This window comes from Micromonospora sp. NBRC 101691 (assembly GCF_030269285.1).
GTDB lineage: Bacteria > Actinomycetota > Actinomycetes > Mycobacteriales > Micromonosporaceae > Micromonospora > Micromonospora echinospora.
On the sequence record NZ_BSTB01000004.1, the window covers coordinates 200,121 to 214,532 of the forward strand.

14 protein-coding genes are annotated in these 14,412 nt (G+C 75.0%); 11 read left to right on the plus strand and 3 right to left on the minus strand.

Features of this window, described 5'->3' with window-relative positions; translation table 11 throughout:
• The first annotated feature begins 1 nt into the window (after position 1).
• The 8 genes from QSK20_RS09705 (at position 2) to QSK20_RS09740 (ending at position 7,557) form a co-directional block, all read left to right on the plus strand.
• Complete coding sequence (locus QSK20_RS09705; protein ID WP_285788249.1) at positions 2-1,009, plus strand: dihydrodipicolinate synthase family protein; 1,008 nt, start codon at positions 2-4, stop codon at positions 1,007-1,009.
• The gene (locus QSK20_RS09710) at positions 993-2,033 is read left to right on the plus strand and encodes a hydroxyacid dehydrogenase (protein WP_285788250.1); all 1,041 of its coding nucleotides are present in this window, start codon (positions 993-995) and stop codon (positions 2,031-2,033) included. The genes QSK20_RS09705 and QSK20_RS09710 overlap by 17 nt, the downstream gene beginning before the upstream one ends.
• 21 nt (positions 2,034-2,054) lie before the next feature.
• Positions 2,055-2,894, plus strand: a complete 840-nt coding sequence (locus QSK20_RS09715) for a fumarylacetoacetate hydrolase family protein (RefSeq protein ID WP_285788251.1) — start codon at positions 2,055-2,057, stop codon at positions 2,892-2,894.
• Positions 2,891-3,817: a GNAT family N-acetyltransferase gene (locus QSK20_RS09720; RefSeq protein WP_285788252.1), complete on the plus strand. Its 927-nt coding sequence runs from the start codon at positions 2,891-2,893 to the stop codon at positions 3,815-3,817. Before QSK20_RS09715 ends, QSK20_RS09720 begins: the two co-directional genes overlap by 4 nt.
• Positions 3,814-4,683: an SMP-30/gluconolactonase/LRE family protein gene (locus QSK20_RS09725; RefSeq protein WP_285788253.1), complete on the plus strand. Its 870-nt coding sequence runs from the start codon at positions 3,814-3,816 to the stop codon at positions 4,681-4,683. The genes QSK20_RS09720 and QSK20_RS09725 overlap by 4 nt, the downstream gene beginning before the upstream one ends.
• 95 nt (positions 4,684-4,778) lie before the next feature.
• Complete coding sequence (locus QSK20_RS09730) at positions 4,779-5,579, plus strand: alpha/beta hydrolase (protein ID WP_285788254.1); 801 nt, start codon at positions 4,779-4,781, stop codon at positions 5,577-5,579.
• 134 nt (positions 5,580-5,713) lie between these two features.
• The gene (locus QSK20_RS09735; protein WP_285788255.1) at positions 5,714-6,541 is read left to right on the plus strand and encodes an SAM-dependent methyltransferase; all 828 of its coding nucleotides are present in this window, start codon (positions 5,714-5,716) and stop codon (positions 6,539-6,541) included.
• A gap of 116 nt (positions 6,542-6,657) precedes the next feature.
• Positions 6,658-7,557 carry an LLM class flavin-dependent oxidoreductase gene (locus QSK20_RS09740; RefSeq protein ID WP_285788256.1) on the plus strand — a complete coding sequence of 300 codons (900 nt, stop codon included), beginning with the start codon at positions 6,658-6,660 and terminating at the stop codon, positions 7,555-7,557.
• Between the two features lie 69 nt (positions 7,558-7,626).
• Here the strand turns inward: QSK20_RS09740 and QSK20_RS09745 are convergent, their stop codons facing one another.
• The 3 genes from QSK20_RS09745 to QSK20_RS09755 form a co-directional block, all read right to left on the minus strand.
• Positions 7,627-8,493, minus strand: coding sequence for a MauE/DoxX family redox-associated membrane protein (locus QSK20_RS09745; protein ID WP_285788257.1), 867 nt, complete (start codon positions 8,491-8,493; stop codon positions 7,627-7,629).
• A 66-nt stretch (positions 8,494-8,559) separates the two neighbouring features.
• On the minus strand, positions 8,560-9,156 hold the full coding sequence (locus tag QSK20_RS09750) for a cell wall protein (protein ID WP_285788258.1): 597 nt from the start codon (positions 9,154-9,156) through the stop codon (positions 8,560-8,562).
• A 13-nt stretch (positions 9,157-9,169) separates the two neighbouring features.
• Positions 9,170-9,583, minus strand: coding sequence for an RlpA-like double-psi beta-barrel domain-containing protein (locus QSK20_RS09755; protein WP_285788259.1), 414 nt, complete (start codon positions 9,581-9,583; stop codon positions 9,170-9,172).
• 301 nt (positions 9,584-9,884) lie between these two features.
• On the opposite strand from QSK20_RS09755, the gene QSK20_RS09760 reads away from it, so the two are divergent.
• From QSK20_RS09760 to QSK20_RS09770, 3 genes are all read left to right on the plus strand, one after another.
• Positions 9,885-11,708, plus strand: coding sequence for a S9 family peptidase (locus QSK20_RS09760; protein ID WP_502888878.1), 1,824 nt, complete (start codon positions 9,885-9,887; stop codon positions 11,706-11,708).
• Positions 11,709-11,855: 147 nt separating this feature from the next.
• Positions 11,856-13,754 carry a RiPP maturation radical SAM C-methyltransferase gene (locus tag QSK20_RS09765; RefSeq protein WP_285788261.1) on the plus strand — a complete coding sequence of 633 codons (1,899 nt, stop codon included), beginning with the start codon at positions 11,856-11,858 and terminating at the stop codon, positions 13,752-13,754.
• Entirely contained in the window at positions 13,735-14,391 is a 657-nt protein-coding gene (locus QSK20_RS09770; protein WP_285788262.1) for a DUF5825 family protein, read from the plus strand. Before QSK20_RS09765 ends, QSK20_RS09770 begins: the two co-directional genes overlap by 20 nt.
• Positions 14,392-14,412 lie beyond the last annotated feature (21 nt).

The following is a 14,412-nucleotide window of genomic DNA, read 5'->3' on the forward strand; positions in this document are numbered from 1 at the left end:
CATGTCCCTGGAGCTGCTGCGGGACGGCACGGTGATCCCCGCCCACCCGCTGGCGCTGACCGCCGACCGGCGGCTCGACGAACGCCGGCAGCGGGCACTGACCCGCTACTACCTGGCCGCCGGGGCGGGTGGAGTGGCCGTCGGCGTGCACACCACCCAGTTCGCCATCCGCCAGGCCGGACTGCTGGAGCCGGTGCTCGCCCTGGCCGCCGAGGTGGTCGACGGCGAGGCCGGACGCCCGGTGGTCAAGGTCGCCGGGGCGTGCGGGGACACCGCGCAGGCCGTCGCCGAGGCGGAACTCGCCGCCGGGCTGGGCTACCACGCCGTCCTGCTCTCCCCGGTGGTGCCCGGCGCGGACGAGGCCGCGCTGCTGGCCCGGGCGAAGGCGGTCGGCGAGGTGCTGCCGGTCGTCGGCTTCTACCTCCAACCGGCGATCGGCGGACCCCGGCTGTCGACCGCGTTCTGGCGGGCCTTCGCCGACCTCCCGGCGGTGGTGGCGGTCAAGCTCGCCCCGTTCGACCGGTACCGGACCCTGGAGGCGGTACGCGGCATCGCCGCCGCGGACCGGGGCGACCAGGTCGCCCTCTACACCGGCAACGACGACCACATCGTCGGTGACCTGCTCGGCGAGTTCGCCGGCCGGCGGTTCGTCGGCGGGCTGCTCGGCCAGTGGGCGGTCTGGACCCGGGCCGCGGTGGAGCTGTTCGGGCAGGTGCGGGCGGCCCGCGCCGGGGACCCGGCGGCGCTGGCGCTGCTCACCGACCGCGCGGCGGCCGTCACCGACGCCAACGCGGCCGTCTTCGACGCGGCGCACGACTTCCACGGCTGCATCGCCGGGGTGCACGAGGTGCTGCGCCGGCAGGGCCTGCTCGACGGGGTGTGGTGCCTGGACCCGGCCGAGGGCCTCTCCCCCGGCCAGGCCGGGGAACTGACCCGGGTCGCCGCCGCCCACCCGTGGCTGACCGACGACGAGTTCGTCGCCGCACACCGCGATGACTGGCTCCGCTGACCGGCCGGGCGGCGCGACCCGCCGTCCGGTCGCCGTGGTGAGCGTGCCGCCGGCGCTGCGCGCCCAGTTCTTCCCGGACCGGGTCGGCGAGCGGCTGGCGGCCGCCGCCGAGTGCACGCTGCTCGACGGGCACGCCGCGCTCACCCGCCCCGGGCTGGCCCCGGTGCTGGCCCGCGCCGAGGTGCTGGTGACCTCCTGGGGCGTGCCCCGGCTCGACGCGGCCCTGCTGGACCGGGCCCCGGCGCTGCGGCTGGTCGCGCACACCGGCGCGTCGGTGAAGCCGTTCGTCACCGACGAGGTCTTCACGCGGGGCGTCGCGGTCACCCAGGCCGGGCAGGGCATGGCCCGCCCGGTGGCCGAGGTGGCGCTGGCGTTCACCCTGGCGCTGCTGCACCGGCTGCCCCGCTTCGACCACGCGCTGCACGACGGCGTCGAGTGGCACGTCGCCGAGGCGGCCCCGCCCCGGCACGAGCTGCTCGGCTGCCCGGTCGGGGTGGTCGGGGCGTCCCGGACCGGACGGGCGTACGTGCAGCTGGTGCGCCTGCTGGGCGCGGAGGTCACGGTGTCCGACCCGACCCTGACCCCGGCGGACGCCGCGGCGCTCGGCGCCCGGCTGGTCGGGCTGGACGAGCTGCTGGCCGGCAGCCGGATCGTGGCGCTGCACGCGCCGACCCTGCCGGAGACCCGGCACCTGATCGGGGCCCGGGAGCTGGCCCTGCTGCCCGACGGCGCAGGGCTGGTCAACACCGCCCGGTCCTGGCTGGTGGACGAGACCGCGCTGGTCGACGAGCTGGCCACCGGCCGGATCGACGCGGCGCTGGACGTCTTCGACGACGAGCCGCTGCCGGTCGGGCACCCGCTGCGCTCGCTGCCGAACGTGCTGCTCACCCCGCACCAGGCCGCCGGCACGGTGCAGGGACGCCGCCGGCAGGGCGAGATCGTGGTGGACGAGATCGTCCGGTACGCCACCGGCCGGACCCTGGCCCACGCGGTGACGCCCGAACTGCTCGCCCGGACGGGCTGAGGCACGAGGAGGAACAACATCATGCGGTTCATGCGGATCGGGCCGGCCGGCGCCGAGCGTCCGGTGCTCGTCGACGGCACCGACCACTTCGACCTGAGCGGGGTGACCGCCGACATCGACGCGGCGTTCCTCGCCGCCGACCCGGTCGCCCGGGTGCGGGCGGCCGGGCCGCTGCCCCGCGTCGACGTCACGGGGCAGCGGGTCGGCGCGCCGATCGCCCGCCCCGGGGCGGTGCTCTGCATCGGGCAGAACTACGCCGCGCACGCCGCGGAGAGCGGCGTCGCGCCACCGGCCGAGCCGATCCTGTTCCACAAGTCGCCGAACACCGTGGTCGGGCCGTACGACGAGGTGCTGATCCCGCGCGGGTCGACGCGGACCGACTGGGAGGTCGAGCTGGCGGTGGTGATCGGTTCCCGGGTGCGCTACCTGGACTCGCCGGCCGAGGCGCTGACCCACGTCGCCGGGTACGTGGTCAGCAACGACGTGTCGGAACGGGAGTACCAGTTCGCCGACCCGGGTGGGCAGTGGGCCAAGGGCAAGTCGTGCGAGACGTTCAACCCGCTCGGCCCGTGGCTGGTCACTCCGGACGAGGTGGGCGACCCGCAGGCGCTGCGGCTGCGCTCCTGGGTCAACGGCGAGCCCCGGCAGGACTCGCGCACCGCTGACATGATCTTCGACGTGGCGTTCCTGATCTGGCACCTGTCCCGGTTCACCGTCCTCGAACCGGGGGACGTGCTGAACACCGGCACCCCGCAGGGGGTGGCGCTGTCCGGCCGGTACCCGTACCTGGGCGCGGGGGACGTGATGGAGGTGGAGGTCGAGGGGCTCGGCCGGCAGCGCAACCGCCTCGTCCCGGCGTGAGCGGGGTCGGGTACCGCACGGCCACCCCGGCGGACCTGCCGTCGCTGCGGTCGACCTGGGCGGAGGCGTTCCCCACCACGGACGTCAGCGCGGTGTGGGCCATCGATCCGGGACGGTTCGGGCGGACCTTCGTCGCGGTGCGTGCCGCCCGGGTGGTGGCCGCCGTGCACTACCTGCCCCGACGGCTGCGCGCCGCCGACGGGACCGTCGACCTGGTGGGCGGGGTGGCCAACGTGGCCACCCGCCCGGCGGAACGGGGGCAGGGGCACGTGCGACGGCTGCTGGACCTCGCGGTCACGGCGATGACCGTCGACGGCTGCGCCTGGGCGCTGCTGTTCACCGGCACGCCGGAGGTCTACCACGGCAGCGGCTTCCGCACCTTCCGCCTCGGCTTCACCAGCGGCCGTCCGGCCGCGCCGACGGCGCCACCCGAGGGCTGGACGGTGCGGCCGGGCTCCTGGACGGACTGGCCGGACCTCGCGCCGCTGCACCGGACGTTCAACGCGCACCGTCCGCTCAGCACAGTCAGGGACGACCACGACTGGCGGCACCGGGTGCCGGCCTGGTACGCCCCGCCCACCGAGCTGCTGGTCGCCCACCGGCACGGCGAGCCGGCCGGGTACCTGGTGCGGAAGCGGTCCGCCGGGCTGGTCCGGGTGGTCGAGGTGGCCGGCGGGGCGGACGCGCTACGGGCGCTGTTCGGCGCCGTCGCGACGACCGCGCACGCCGACCGGGCCGAGCGGTGCGTGGCCCGGCTGCCCGCCGACCCGGCGGTCGGGGCCGCGTTGCCGTGGCTGCTGGCGGACCCGGTGCCGGAGGTCGACGGGACCGGCATGGTCCGGCCGGTGCACGCCGACGCCGCCCGGCTCGCCGCGACCACCGGCGCGCCGGGGGCGTTCCACTGGCCGGGCGACTACCTGTGAGGGTTCCCGGGCGGCTGGCCGCCGTGCAGGTCACCCCGGTGGTCGCCGACCACGGCGAGGGCCCGGTGTGGTGCCCGGAGGACGGCCGGCTGCGCTGGGTGGACCTGCTGGCCGGCGACGTGCTGGCCCTCGACCCGGCGACCGGCGCGGTCACCCGCCGGCACGTCGCCGCTGTGGTCGCCGCCATCCGGCCCCGCTCCGGCGGCGGCCTGGTCGCCGCCGTCGAACGGGGCTTCGCGCTGCTCACCGACGACACGGTGACGCTCCTGCCGGAGGTCTGGTCGGATCCGACGGTCCGGATGAACGACGGGGCCTGCGACCCGCGGGGCCGGTTCCACTGCGGGTCGATGGCGTACGACGCCGCGCCCGGCCGGGCCGCCCTGTACCGGCTCGACCCGGACGGCACGGTGACCACCGTGCTGACCGGGGTGACCGTCTCCAACGGACTCGCCTGGACCCCCGACGGCGGCACCGCCTACTACGTCGACTCCGCGTCGGGGCGGGTGGACGCGTTCGACGTCGACCGCGCCTCCGGGGAGCTGACCGGCCGCCGGCCGGTCGTGGCGGTGCCACCGGAGCAGGGCGTCCCGGACGGGATCTGCCTCGACGTGGCCGGCGGGATCTGGGTGGCGCTCTGGGACGGCGGGGCGGTGCACCGCTACACCCCGGACGGCGAGCTGTCGGTCGTGGTGGACCTGCCGGTCCGCCGACCGACCGCCTGCGCCTTCGGCGGCCCGGACCACGCCGACCTCTACGTCACCACGTCCCGGCAGGGCTCGCCCCCGGGCGACCGGTCCCCGGCGGGGGCGCTGTTCCGGGCCCGTCCCCGGGTGCCGGGTTTCGCCGCCCACCCGTTCGCCGGCTGACCCCGCCCGGGGTCCGCCGGGGCGGAGGCCGCCGGTCGCGCTGGTGCGACGTCCGGCGGCGGCGGTGCGGCCGGCGGCCACTATCGTTTCCGGTCATGGCCCTCGTCAGCTGCGACTTCCACTCCGAGACGCTCGGCATGGGCACCTCGATGACGGTGATCCTGCCCCAACCGACGACGTCCCAGATCGGCCTGGCCGGCGCCGCCCCGGCCGGTGACCCGCCGGTGCTGTACCTGCTGCACGGGCTCAGCGACGACCACACCATCTGGCTGCGACGCACCTCGATCGAGCGGTACGTCGCCCCGCTGGGTCTGGCGGTGGTCATGCCCCGGGTCGACCGCAGCTTCTACACCGACGAGGCGAACGGCAACCGGTACTGGTCCTTCCTCAGCGAGGAGCTGCCCGAGGTCTGCCGGTCGTTCTTCCGGTTGTCCGACCGGCCCGCCGACACCTTCGTCGCCGGGCTGTCCATGGGCGGGTACGGCGCGTTCAAGTGGGCGCTGCGGCACCCGGACCGGTTCGCCGCGGCGGCCAGCCTGTCCGGGGCGCTCGACATCGCAGGGCGATCCCCGGGCACCGACGACCATCCGGTCGACGCCCGGCTCTGGCACACCATCTTCGGTGACCGGCCGGTGACCGGCTCCCCCGACGACGTGCTGCACCTGCTCGACGCGGCAGCGGACCGGCGGGCCCGGCTGCCCCGGCTCTACGTCGCCTGCGGTACCGAGGACTTCCTGTACGACGACAACGTGCGGTTCGTCGAGGCGGCCGGGAAGCGGGACGTGCCGGTGACCGTCCGGTTCGGACCGGGCGACCACGACTGGGGCTACTGGGACGAGTGGATCCGGGACGTCCTGGCCTGGCTGCCGCTGCCGTCCACCCGACACGCCGGTTGACCACCACCGGTGCCCGCGGGCTACCTGCCGGTTCACGGTCGCCCAACCGGACACCCGTACGGTGGACGCCGTTGCGGTGATCGTCGCCCGTTACCCTGTCCCCGGAAAGCATCGACAGTGGACAGGAGTTGCCCGTGCCGCAGACCGGTGACCACCTCGTGCCGGATCCGGCGGCGAGACCGCCACGGGTGGACACGTCCGTGGCGCACAACGCCCGGGTGTGGAACTACTGGCTGGGCGGCAAGGACAACTTCGAGGCCGACCGGCGGGTCGGCGACCACGTCCGCCGGGCGTTCCCGGTGATCGGCGAGGTGGCCCGCGCCGACCGGCGGTTCCTCGCCCGGGCGGTCGGGTTCCTGGCCGGCACGGCCGGCGTCCGGCAGTTCCTCGACATCGGCACCGGACTGCCGACCGCCGACAACACCCACGACCTCGCCCAGGCCGTCGCGCCCGAGTCCCGGGTCGTCTACGTCGACAACGACCCGATGGTGCTGGTGCACGCCCGCGCGCTGCTGACCGGCCGACCCGAGGGCGTGACCCGCTACGTCGAGGCCGACATCCACCGCCCGGAGGCGATCCTGACCGCCGCCGCCGACACGCTCGACTTCGACGAGCCGGTGGCGGTGATGATGCTCGGCATCCTCAACTTCGTCCTGGACACCGACGAGGCGTACGCGATAGTGCGCCGGCTGATGGACGCGGTGCCGTCCGGGAGCTACCTGGTCGTCACCCACCCCACGCTGGAGCTGGGCGGCGAGGCGAACGTGGCGGCGATGGCCTTCTGGAACGAGAACGCGGCCCCGCCGATCCGCTCCCGCACCGGCGCGGAGATCGCCGGCTTCTTCGCCGGGCTGGAGCTGGTCGCACCGGGTCTGGTCTCCTGTTCCCGGTGGCGGACCGGTCCGGACGAGGCGGACGCCGCGTCGGTGCCGCAGTACGGCGGGGTGGCCCGCAAGCCCTGACCGGGGTCAGGACCGGGTCGGGGGCCGGTGGCAGGGTTCCGGCCCGCCCGGGGACGGGGCCGGGCCATCATGGGGCCAGCGGGTGTCGGCGGTCGACACCCGGAGGGAGGACCACGGTGACCGACTACGGGCACGACCTGCTCTTCGGGGTGTTCGTCACGCCCGCCGCCGAGCCGGTGCACCGGGCCGTGGAGCTGGCCGTGGTCGCCGACCGGGCAGGGCTGGACCTGGTGACGTTCCAGGACCACCCGTACCTGCCGACCTTCCACGACACGTGGACGTTGCTGTCGTACGTGGCCGCGCGCACCGAACGCGTCCGCCTCGCCGGCAACGTGCTCAACCTCCCGCTGCGCGCGCCGGCGGTGCTGGCGCGCAGCGTGGCCAGTCTGGACCGGCTCAGCGGCGGCCGGATCGAGCTGGGCATCGGCGCCGGCGGGTTCTGGGACGCCATCGAGGCGATGAGCGGCCGTCGGCTCTCCCCGGGCGAGTCGGTGGCGGCCCTGGCCGAGGGCATCCGGATCGTCCGGGAGGTCTGGGCGGTGGAGCGCAGCGGCCCGGTGCGGGTCGAGGGCGACCACTACCGGGTGGTCGGCGCCAAGCGTGGCCCGGCTCCCGCCCACGACGTCGCCATCTGGGTGGGCGCCTACAAGCCGAGGATGCTGCGGCTGGTCGGTCGGCTGGCTGACGGCGCGCTGCCCTCCCTCGGCTACCTGCCCGGCGGCGTCGAGGACCTGGCCGGGCTGAACACGCACATCGACGAGGGCGCCCACGCGGCCGGTCGCGCGCCGACGGAGATCCGGCGGCTGCTCAACGTCACCGGCCGCTTCGCGGCGACCGGCACGGCGTTCCTCGACGGCCCGGCCGAGCAGTGGGCCGAGGACCTGGCCGGCCTGACCGTCGAGTACGGGGTGAGCGCCTTCGTCCTGGCGGCCGACGACCCGACCACGATCGAGCGGTTCGCCGCCGAGGTCGCCCCCGCCACCCGGGAACTCGTCGCGGCCGAACGCGGCCGGTGACCGGCCGCGCCCTTCCCCGGGACCGCCACGGGCTCGCCGGGCAACGGTCGCCTGTCCGCGCGGCCGGGCTCAGGCGGGGACGACGGTGAGCCGGCCGGCTGCGGGTGGGGCGGTGCCGGCCAGGCTGAGCAGGGTCTGCCCGGTGGTGTCGTCGACCAGGGCGACGCGTACCCTCTCCGGCTCCGGGTCGGCCAGCGGAACGGCGAACACGGCGGTCACCGTCCGGCCCTGGTAGCGCGCGGCGTACGCGGCGAAGCGCCAGCCGTCGGCGTCCCAGTGCTCGCGGACGTCGGAGCGCAGCAGCGCGGCCACCCGCCGGTAGGCGTCGCTGAGCTGGAGTTGCTGCACGGTGGCCAGCAGCGGCACACCGGAGCCGCCGCGCAGCGGGTGGGTCAGCCGGGCGCGCAGCCGGCGCAGTGGCAGCAGCCAGGTCCCGTCCAGTTCGGGCGAGAGCGCGACCACGGCCGCCGCCTCGGCGAGCAGCACGACGCCACCGGCCACCGGCCGGTCGGCGAGCGCGTCGAACCAGCCGGCGCTGCCCGTGGTGGCGAGTGCGCCGGCGGCCACCAGCAGTCCCGCCCGGAGCAGGCTGCGCCCGGAGACAGGGGTCGGCTGGGCGCTCAGGCAGCCGCAGGAGGCCGTCGGCGCGACCCGCCGCGTGTAGCCGAGGTAGGCGAGGAAGCCGACGGCCAGCGCGGTCGCGGCCACCGCCTCCAGCCGTGACGTGGGCGGCAGCAGCAGCGCCGCGCCGAGGGTCAGCTCGACGACACCGAGCACCCGGTACGCCGGCAGGGCCCGGCGCTCGCCGAGCAGCACGACGAGCCCGGACCGGTGGGCGGTCACGGCGGCGTGCCGGCTGAACAGCTTGAGGCGGGCGGACCAGAGCAGTACCGCACCGACGAGCAGCGGTTGCAGCGCCGCGATCATGTCGATCATGGGTTCTCCCTCAGGTGATCCGGCGGGTGACGCCCCGGGCGGTGCGGTCGCCCGGGGCGCGGTGCGTCAGGCGGCGGCGTAGACGGTGGCGATGTCGATCTCGTTGGTCTTCGGGTGCCAGGCCCCGAGGATCTGGACGTGGCGGCCGACCTTCAGCAGCGACAGGTCGCTGACCGCCGGGGTGCCGTTGTAGACCGCGGCGGAGCGGCCGGGCACGACGTGCGCGACGATCCGGCGGCCCTTGTGGTCCAGGTGCACGACGTTGCGGCCGACCGCGGCGATGTGGCCGTGCAAATTGACGATGTTGACCCAGACGGAGTCCGCGGCGAGGGTGCCGTCGGGCAGTCGGACGCCCCGGGCGTAGAGGCCGTCGCCGACGGCGATCCGGTCGAAGGTGGTCGGGTGCAGCTTCCAGATGCTCGTGCCGTCGGTGATCCGGATCGAGTGCAGCACCGTGTCCGAGCCGGTCACCAGGAGCATGTGGCCGGAGATCGAGCTGATCAGCCCCTCGGCGAAGTTCGGGTCGGGCGCGCCCGGCTCGACGCCGACGGCTTCGGCGGCGAAGGCGGCCTCGGGGGCGAGCGAGCCGAGTCCGGTGGCGCCGACGACGCCACCGAGCGCGGCAGTGGCGAGCAGCCGCCGACGGTCAACTGTCTGGTTCATCCTGGGCCTCCCTCTAGACCGAGTCGACCGAACAGGGCCGCAGCCCGGTGCTGAGACTGGCGATCGCGCTGTACGCCGCGGGCGTCAGGTCGATGATCCGGTTGCTGCCGCAGGCGGACCCGCAGCAGGTGCGCTCGCCGCACCACAGGTCGGTCTGCGGGCCGCAGTCGGCGATGGTGGTGCCGATCCGCGCGTTGTTGCAGAGGTTGGTGGTGAAGTGCCGGAAGCCGCAGGTGCGGCGGCTCATCCCGGTGATGCCGCAGGCGTGCGGCCGGGTGATGGCCAGGCACGCGTCCGAAGCGTTCGGCCACGCGTGCTGGTAGTTGCCGGAGCTGCACGTGCCACAGGCCCCGAACCCGGTCGAGCCGCACGGCCCCCAGGCGTTGCCACAACAGAACCAGGACACCTCGCCTCTCAGAGCTACCACGGTTGCCTCCCTCCACGTCCACGATCGACATCTATCGATCGCCCTCTATATGGACGGAGATTTTTGTGTTGAGATTCGCCGGAGTCAACGGTCAAGGGGAAGGTTTCCTACGCGACGGCGAAAATTCGCCGGTCAGCCGCACCCCGACCCTGGGCACCCCACCGCGAACCTCGTTTACATATTGACAGTCGCCGATTACTATCGGTGGCGGACCTACCGGAGGAACGGGGTCGTCGTGATTCCACCGCGCGCGCCGGCCTTCGCCGCCGACGATCCCCACCGGGCCGTCGACCTGTGCGACGTGGCGGGCCGCGCCCAGCTCGTGGCATGGCGCCGCGATACCGGTCACCGCCGGGTCCGCACCGACGCCCACCACGGCGTGGACGCCTACGACCTCGAACCGGACGGTGGTCACGTCTGGTGGTTCGACGCCGGCCCGGACGGGGTGGGGCTCTGGCGTCGCCAGCCGTTCACCGACGGGCCGGCCGGCCCGGGCCTGGCCGACCTGCCCCGGGGCCGGCCGTACGGCCTCGCCTTCGACCGGACCGGGACACGTGTGGCCGTCTGCGTCGGGGTCGGCGCGGAGTCCCGGTGCTACCTGGGCCGGCCCGGCGGGACGGGGCACCTGCTCGCGACCGCCCCGGGCTACCTGTCCCTGGTGGACCTCAGCGCGGACGGTCGGCTGCTCGCCCTGGCCGGGCGACCGGACGGTCCGCAGGCGGTCACCGTGCTGCGGCTCGACGACGGCCACACCGACGTGGTGGCCGGTGACCGGCGCCGCCGGGTGTGGGCACTGGAGTTCCGAACCGGGCCGGGAGGCGACGCCGAGCTGCTGGTGGTCGTCGAGGCGGACGGGCGGTACACCGTCGGCACCTGGCGCCCGGGGCACGGGCTGCGCCTGCGGACACACCTCGCGTTCGACGCGGAGATCACCGCACACTGGTACGCCGACGGCGACCGGGTGCTGGTCCAGCACGACCGGGCCGGTCGCAGCCGGCTGCTCCTGGCCGATCTCGACGGTGGCGCGCCGCGTGTGCTGCCGACCCCGGCCGGGACCATCCTCGACCTCGCCTGCGCGCCCGAGGGCACGATCCACTACGTGTGGAGCCGGGAGGCGGTGCCGCCCCGGCGACTGGTCGCCGACCCGGCCGGCGACGCCCCGGCGGCGGTACCGGCCGTACCCGGGCGCCGCGAGGTGTGGACGCCCAGGCCGTACGGGCGGATCCACAGCTTCCTGGCCACCCCGCCCGGCGCCGGGCCGTGGCCGACGATCCTCCTCGTGCACGGCGGACCGTTCCTGCACGACCGGGACAGCTACGACCCGAGGGTCGAGGCGCTCACCCGCGCCGGGTACGCCGTGGTGCGCACCAACTACCGGGGCTCCACCGGCTACGGGCCGCGCTGGCGGCACGGGTTCGGCCACCGGGTCGGCCTCGCCCAGGTCGAGGACCTCACCGCGGTCCGCCGGCACCTGATCGACCTCGGCGTCGCCCGACCGGGACAGACCGGGTTGTGCGGTTACTCCTGGGGCGGCTACCTGGTCCTGCTGGCGATGGGCCTCCGTCCGGCGGACTGGGCGGTCGGGCTGGCGGTCGCCCCGGTGGCCGACTACCTGGCGGCCCACCGCGCGACGATCCCCGCCCTGCGGGAGGCGGACGAGGAACTCTTCGGCGGCACCCCGGACGAGGTCCCCGGCCGGTACCGCGCCGCCGACCCGATGACCTACCTGGACCGGGTCCGGGGTCCGCTGTTCCTCGCCGCCGCCACCGACGACGAGCGGTGCCCGGCCGGGTCGGTCCGGCGGTACGTGGCCGGGCTGCGCCGCCGGTCCGTGCCGCACGAGGTGCTGTGGGTCCCCGGCGGACACCACGGGGACCCCGCCGGCCAGACGGCGGTCTTCACCGCCCTGCTCCGCTACGCCGCGACGGCGCTGCCCACACGCCCTGCGGCCGGACGGCAGCCCACCGACGCGCCCGAACCGGACCCCCGCAGCGGGCGGGGGTCGACCCCGGACCCATCGGAGGGAGGTGAATGGAATGAAGCGACGCATCGTGCGGAACGACCCGATCAGCACCGGCGAGCGGGACCGTGGCGCCGTCATCGTCAAGATGCTCCTCGATCTTGACCGGGCGGTCCCGGCCGCGCGTCCGCAGGCGACCGACGCGGACCGCGCCACCGGCAAGTGACCCGGTGAGGCACGCCCACGCACCGTTTCCGGAGCGCGAGCGAGGCTCCGGGAACGGTGCCCCGTCCGGTCGAGAGGAGTCCGCTGTTGAAGATCGTCCTGGTGCACATGCCGTGGGGGTCGCTCGACGTCCCGTCGCTGGCGCTGGGCATCCTGCGCGCGGCGGCCACCCGGGCCGGCCACGACGTCGAGATCCGCCACGCCAACCTCGACTTCGTCGACTGGGCGGTGGGACGACTCCCCTTCGGCCTGGCCGACTACCAGTACTTCTCCGAGTCGTCCTACTTCCAGGGGGCCGGGGACTGGGTGTTCGCCAGCGCCCTCTACGGCGAGCCACGGCCGGCCACGTCGTTCGCCGGGCTGCTGGCCGACGCCGGATCGAGCCCGGCCGAGATCGCGTTGACCGCCGAGCTGCACCGGCTGGCGCCCGACTTCGTGGACACCCTCGTCGCCGACCTGTGCGCCACCGACGCCGACGTCGTCGGCTTCACCAGCACGTTCCAGCAGAACACGGCCAGCCTGGCCGCCGCCCGCCTGCTCAAGCAGCGCCGCCCGGAGGTACGGACCGTGCTCGGCGGGGCCAACTGCGACGGCGCGCAGGGCGCGGCGCTGCACCGCAACTTCCCCTTCCTCGACTTCGTCGTCCGGGGCGAGGGTGAGCTGGCCTTCCCCCGGCTGCTCGACGCGGTGGACACCGCCGGGGCGGACCTGGCGGACATCCCCGGGCTGTGCTGGCGCGACCGGTCCGGTGCGGCCCGGGCCAACCCGCTGTCGACCCGGCCGCTGCCGCCGGAACGGATCGTCGCGCCCGACTACGCCGGCTACGTCGAGCGCCTGGACGCCTCGGCGGCGGCCGAGTGGGTCGCGCCGAAGCTGGTCGTCGAGGGATCGCGCGGCTGCTGGTGGGGCGAGAAGCACCACTGCACGTTCTGCGGGCTCAACGGCTCGCTGATGCAGTTCCGCAGCAAGAGCCCGACCCGCTTCCTCGACGAGGTGCTCGGGCTGGCCCGCGAACACCAGCTGCTCGACTTCATCGTGGTCGACAACATCCTGGACATGGCGTACTTCGACTCGGTGCTGCTGCGGCTGGCCGAGTCGGAGTACGACGTGCGCCTGCACTTCGAGGTCAAGGCCAACCTGCGCCGGCAGCACTTCCGGCGGCTGGCCGAGGCCGGCGCGGTGCAGGTCCAGCCGGGGATCGAGAACCTGAGCACCCACGTGCTGCGGCTGATGGACAAGGGCGTGACCGGCTGCCAGAACGTCCGGGCGCTGCGCGAGGCGCAGAGCGCCGGGGTGACCACCAGCTGGAACTACCTGTACGGCTTCCCCGGCGAGACGGCCGAGGACTACGCCGAGGTCGTCGCCCAGCTGCCGATGCTGCACCACCTCGACCCGCCGATGGGATCCGCCCGGATCGCCATCGAACGGTTCAGCCCCTACTTCGACCGCCCGGAGCTGGGCTTCCCGACGCTGGAGCCGGCCCCGCAGTACCGGGAGATCTACCAGCTGCCCGCCGGGGAACTCGCCGACCTGGCGTACATCTTCACCACCGTCGCCCGGGGCATCGACCGGGAGGAGGCGGCGGCCCTCGACGCCGCCCTGGACCGCTGGCGGGCCGCCTACCCGGTCAGCCGACTCACCTGGCAGGACCTCGGCGACCGGATCGTGCTGGTCAGCCGCCGCGCCGCCTACGACTGGTCGGTGCGGGAGCTGACCGCTCCGGTCGAGGTCGACCTGTTCCGGATGCTGGAGCAGCCCCGCACACCCGCCGCGCTGGCGGCCCGGACCCCCGGCGGGGAGGCGGTGGTGCGTCCACTGCTGGAGCGCTGGTGGGAGCTGGGCATCGTGTTCCGGGAGGGCGGCTGCTACGTGCACACCGCCGTGGAGTCACACAACCAGGTGCTGGCCCGGATCGACCACCGGCGTGCCGGGGCGGACGAGGCGGCGTCGGGTGGGGAGGACCGCCATGCCGTCGCGGCCGGTTGACGTCGCCGCCGGGGTGCGGGTCGAGCTGTCCCGGGACTACGAGCCGGCCGCCGCCCGGCTGCCCGGGATGGCGCTGGGCACCCGCCACCTCGCCGGGGCGTGCGTCCCGGCCGTCGCCGGCTGGTACCGCGAGGGTGCCCGGCACGCGCGACTGCCCGCCCCGGTCGACCTGTGTCCCGACGCCGACGCCGCCTCGGCCCGGGCGCTCGTGCTGGTCCGCGAGCTGACCGCGCACGGTGTCGCGGTCGACTGGACGGCACGCTGCCACGACGGGTGCCACGGCGGCGGCCTGTTCACCCACCTGCACCCGCCGACGCGGATCGACGGCGACCCGGACGGGGCGACCACCGCCGCCTGGCGGAACGCGTTCTTCCCCTGCCGGTGCGTCCACCGGCGGGGACCGGGCTTCGTCGAGGTCCGGGACCGGCGGTCCGGCGCGCTGGAGGTGATCACCATCGACGAGCCGCCGCATCTCGCGGCGGTCGTCGCGGCGACGGAGGGTGTCGCCACGGACCTCGTCACGGCCGAGGTGCGTGACGACCTCGTCGGGGCGCGTCTGGTCGTCGAGCGGGCCGGGCGTCTGTGGTGGCTGCCGACGCCTGCCTACCGCTGGCCGTTCCCCGCCCTCATCGTGTAGCTCGCCGACCGACCGCCAGCA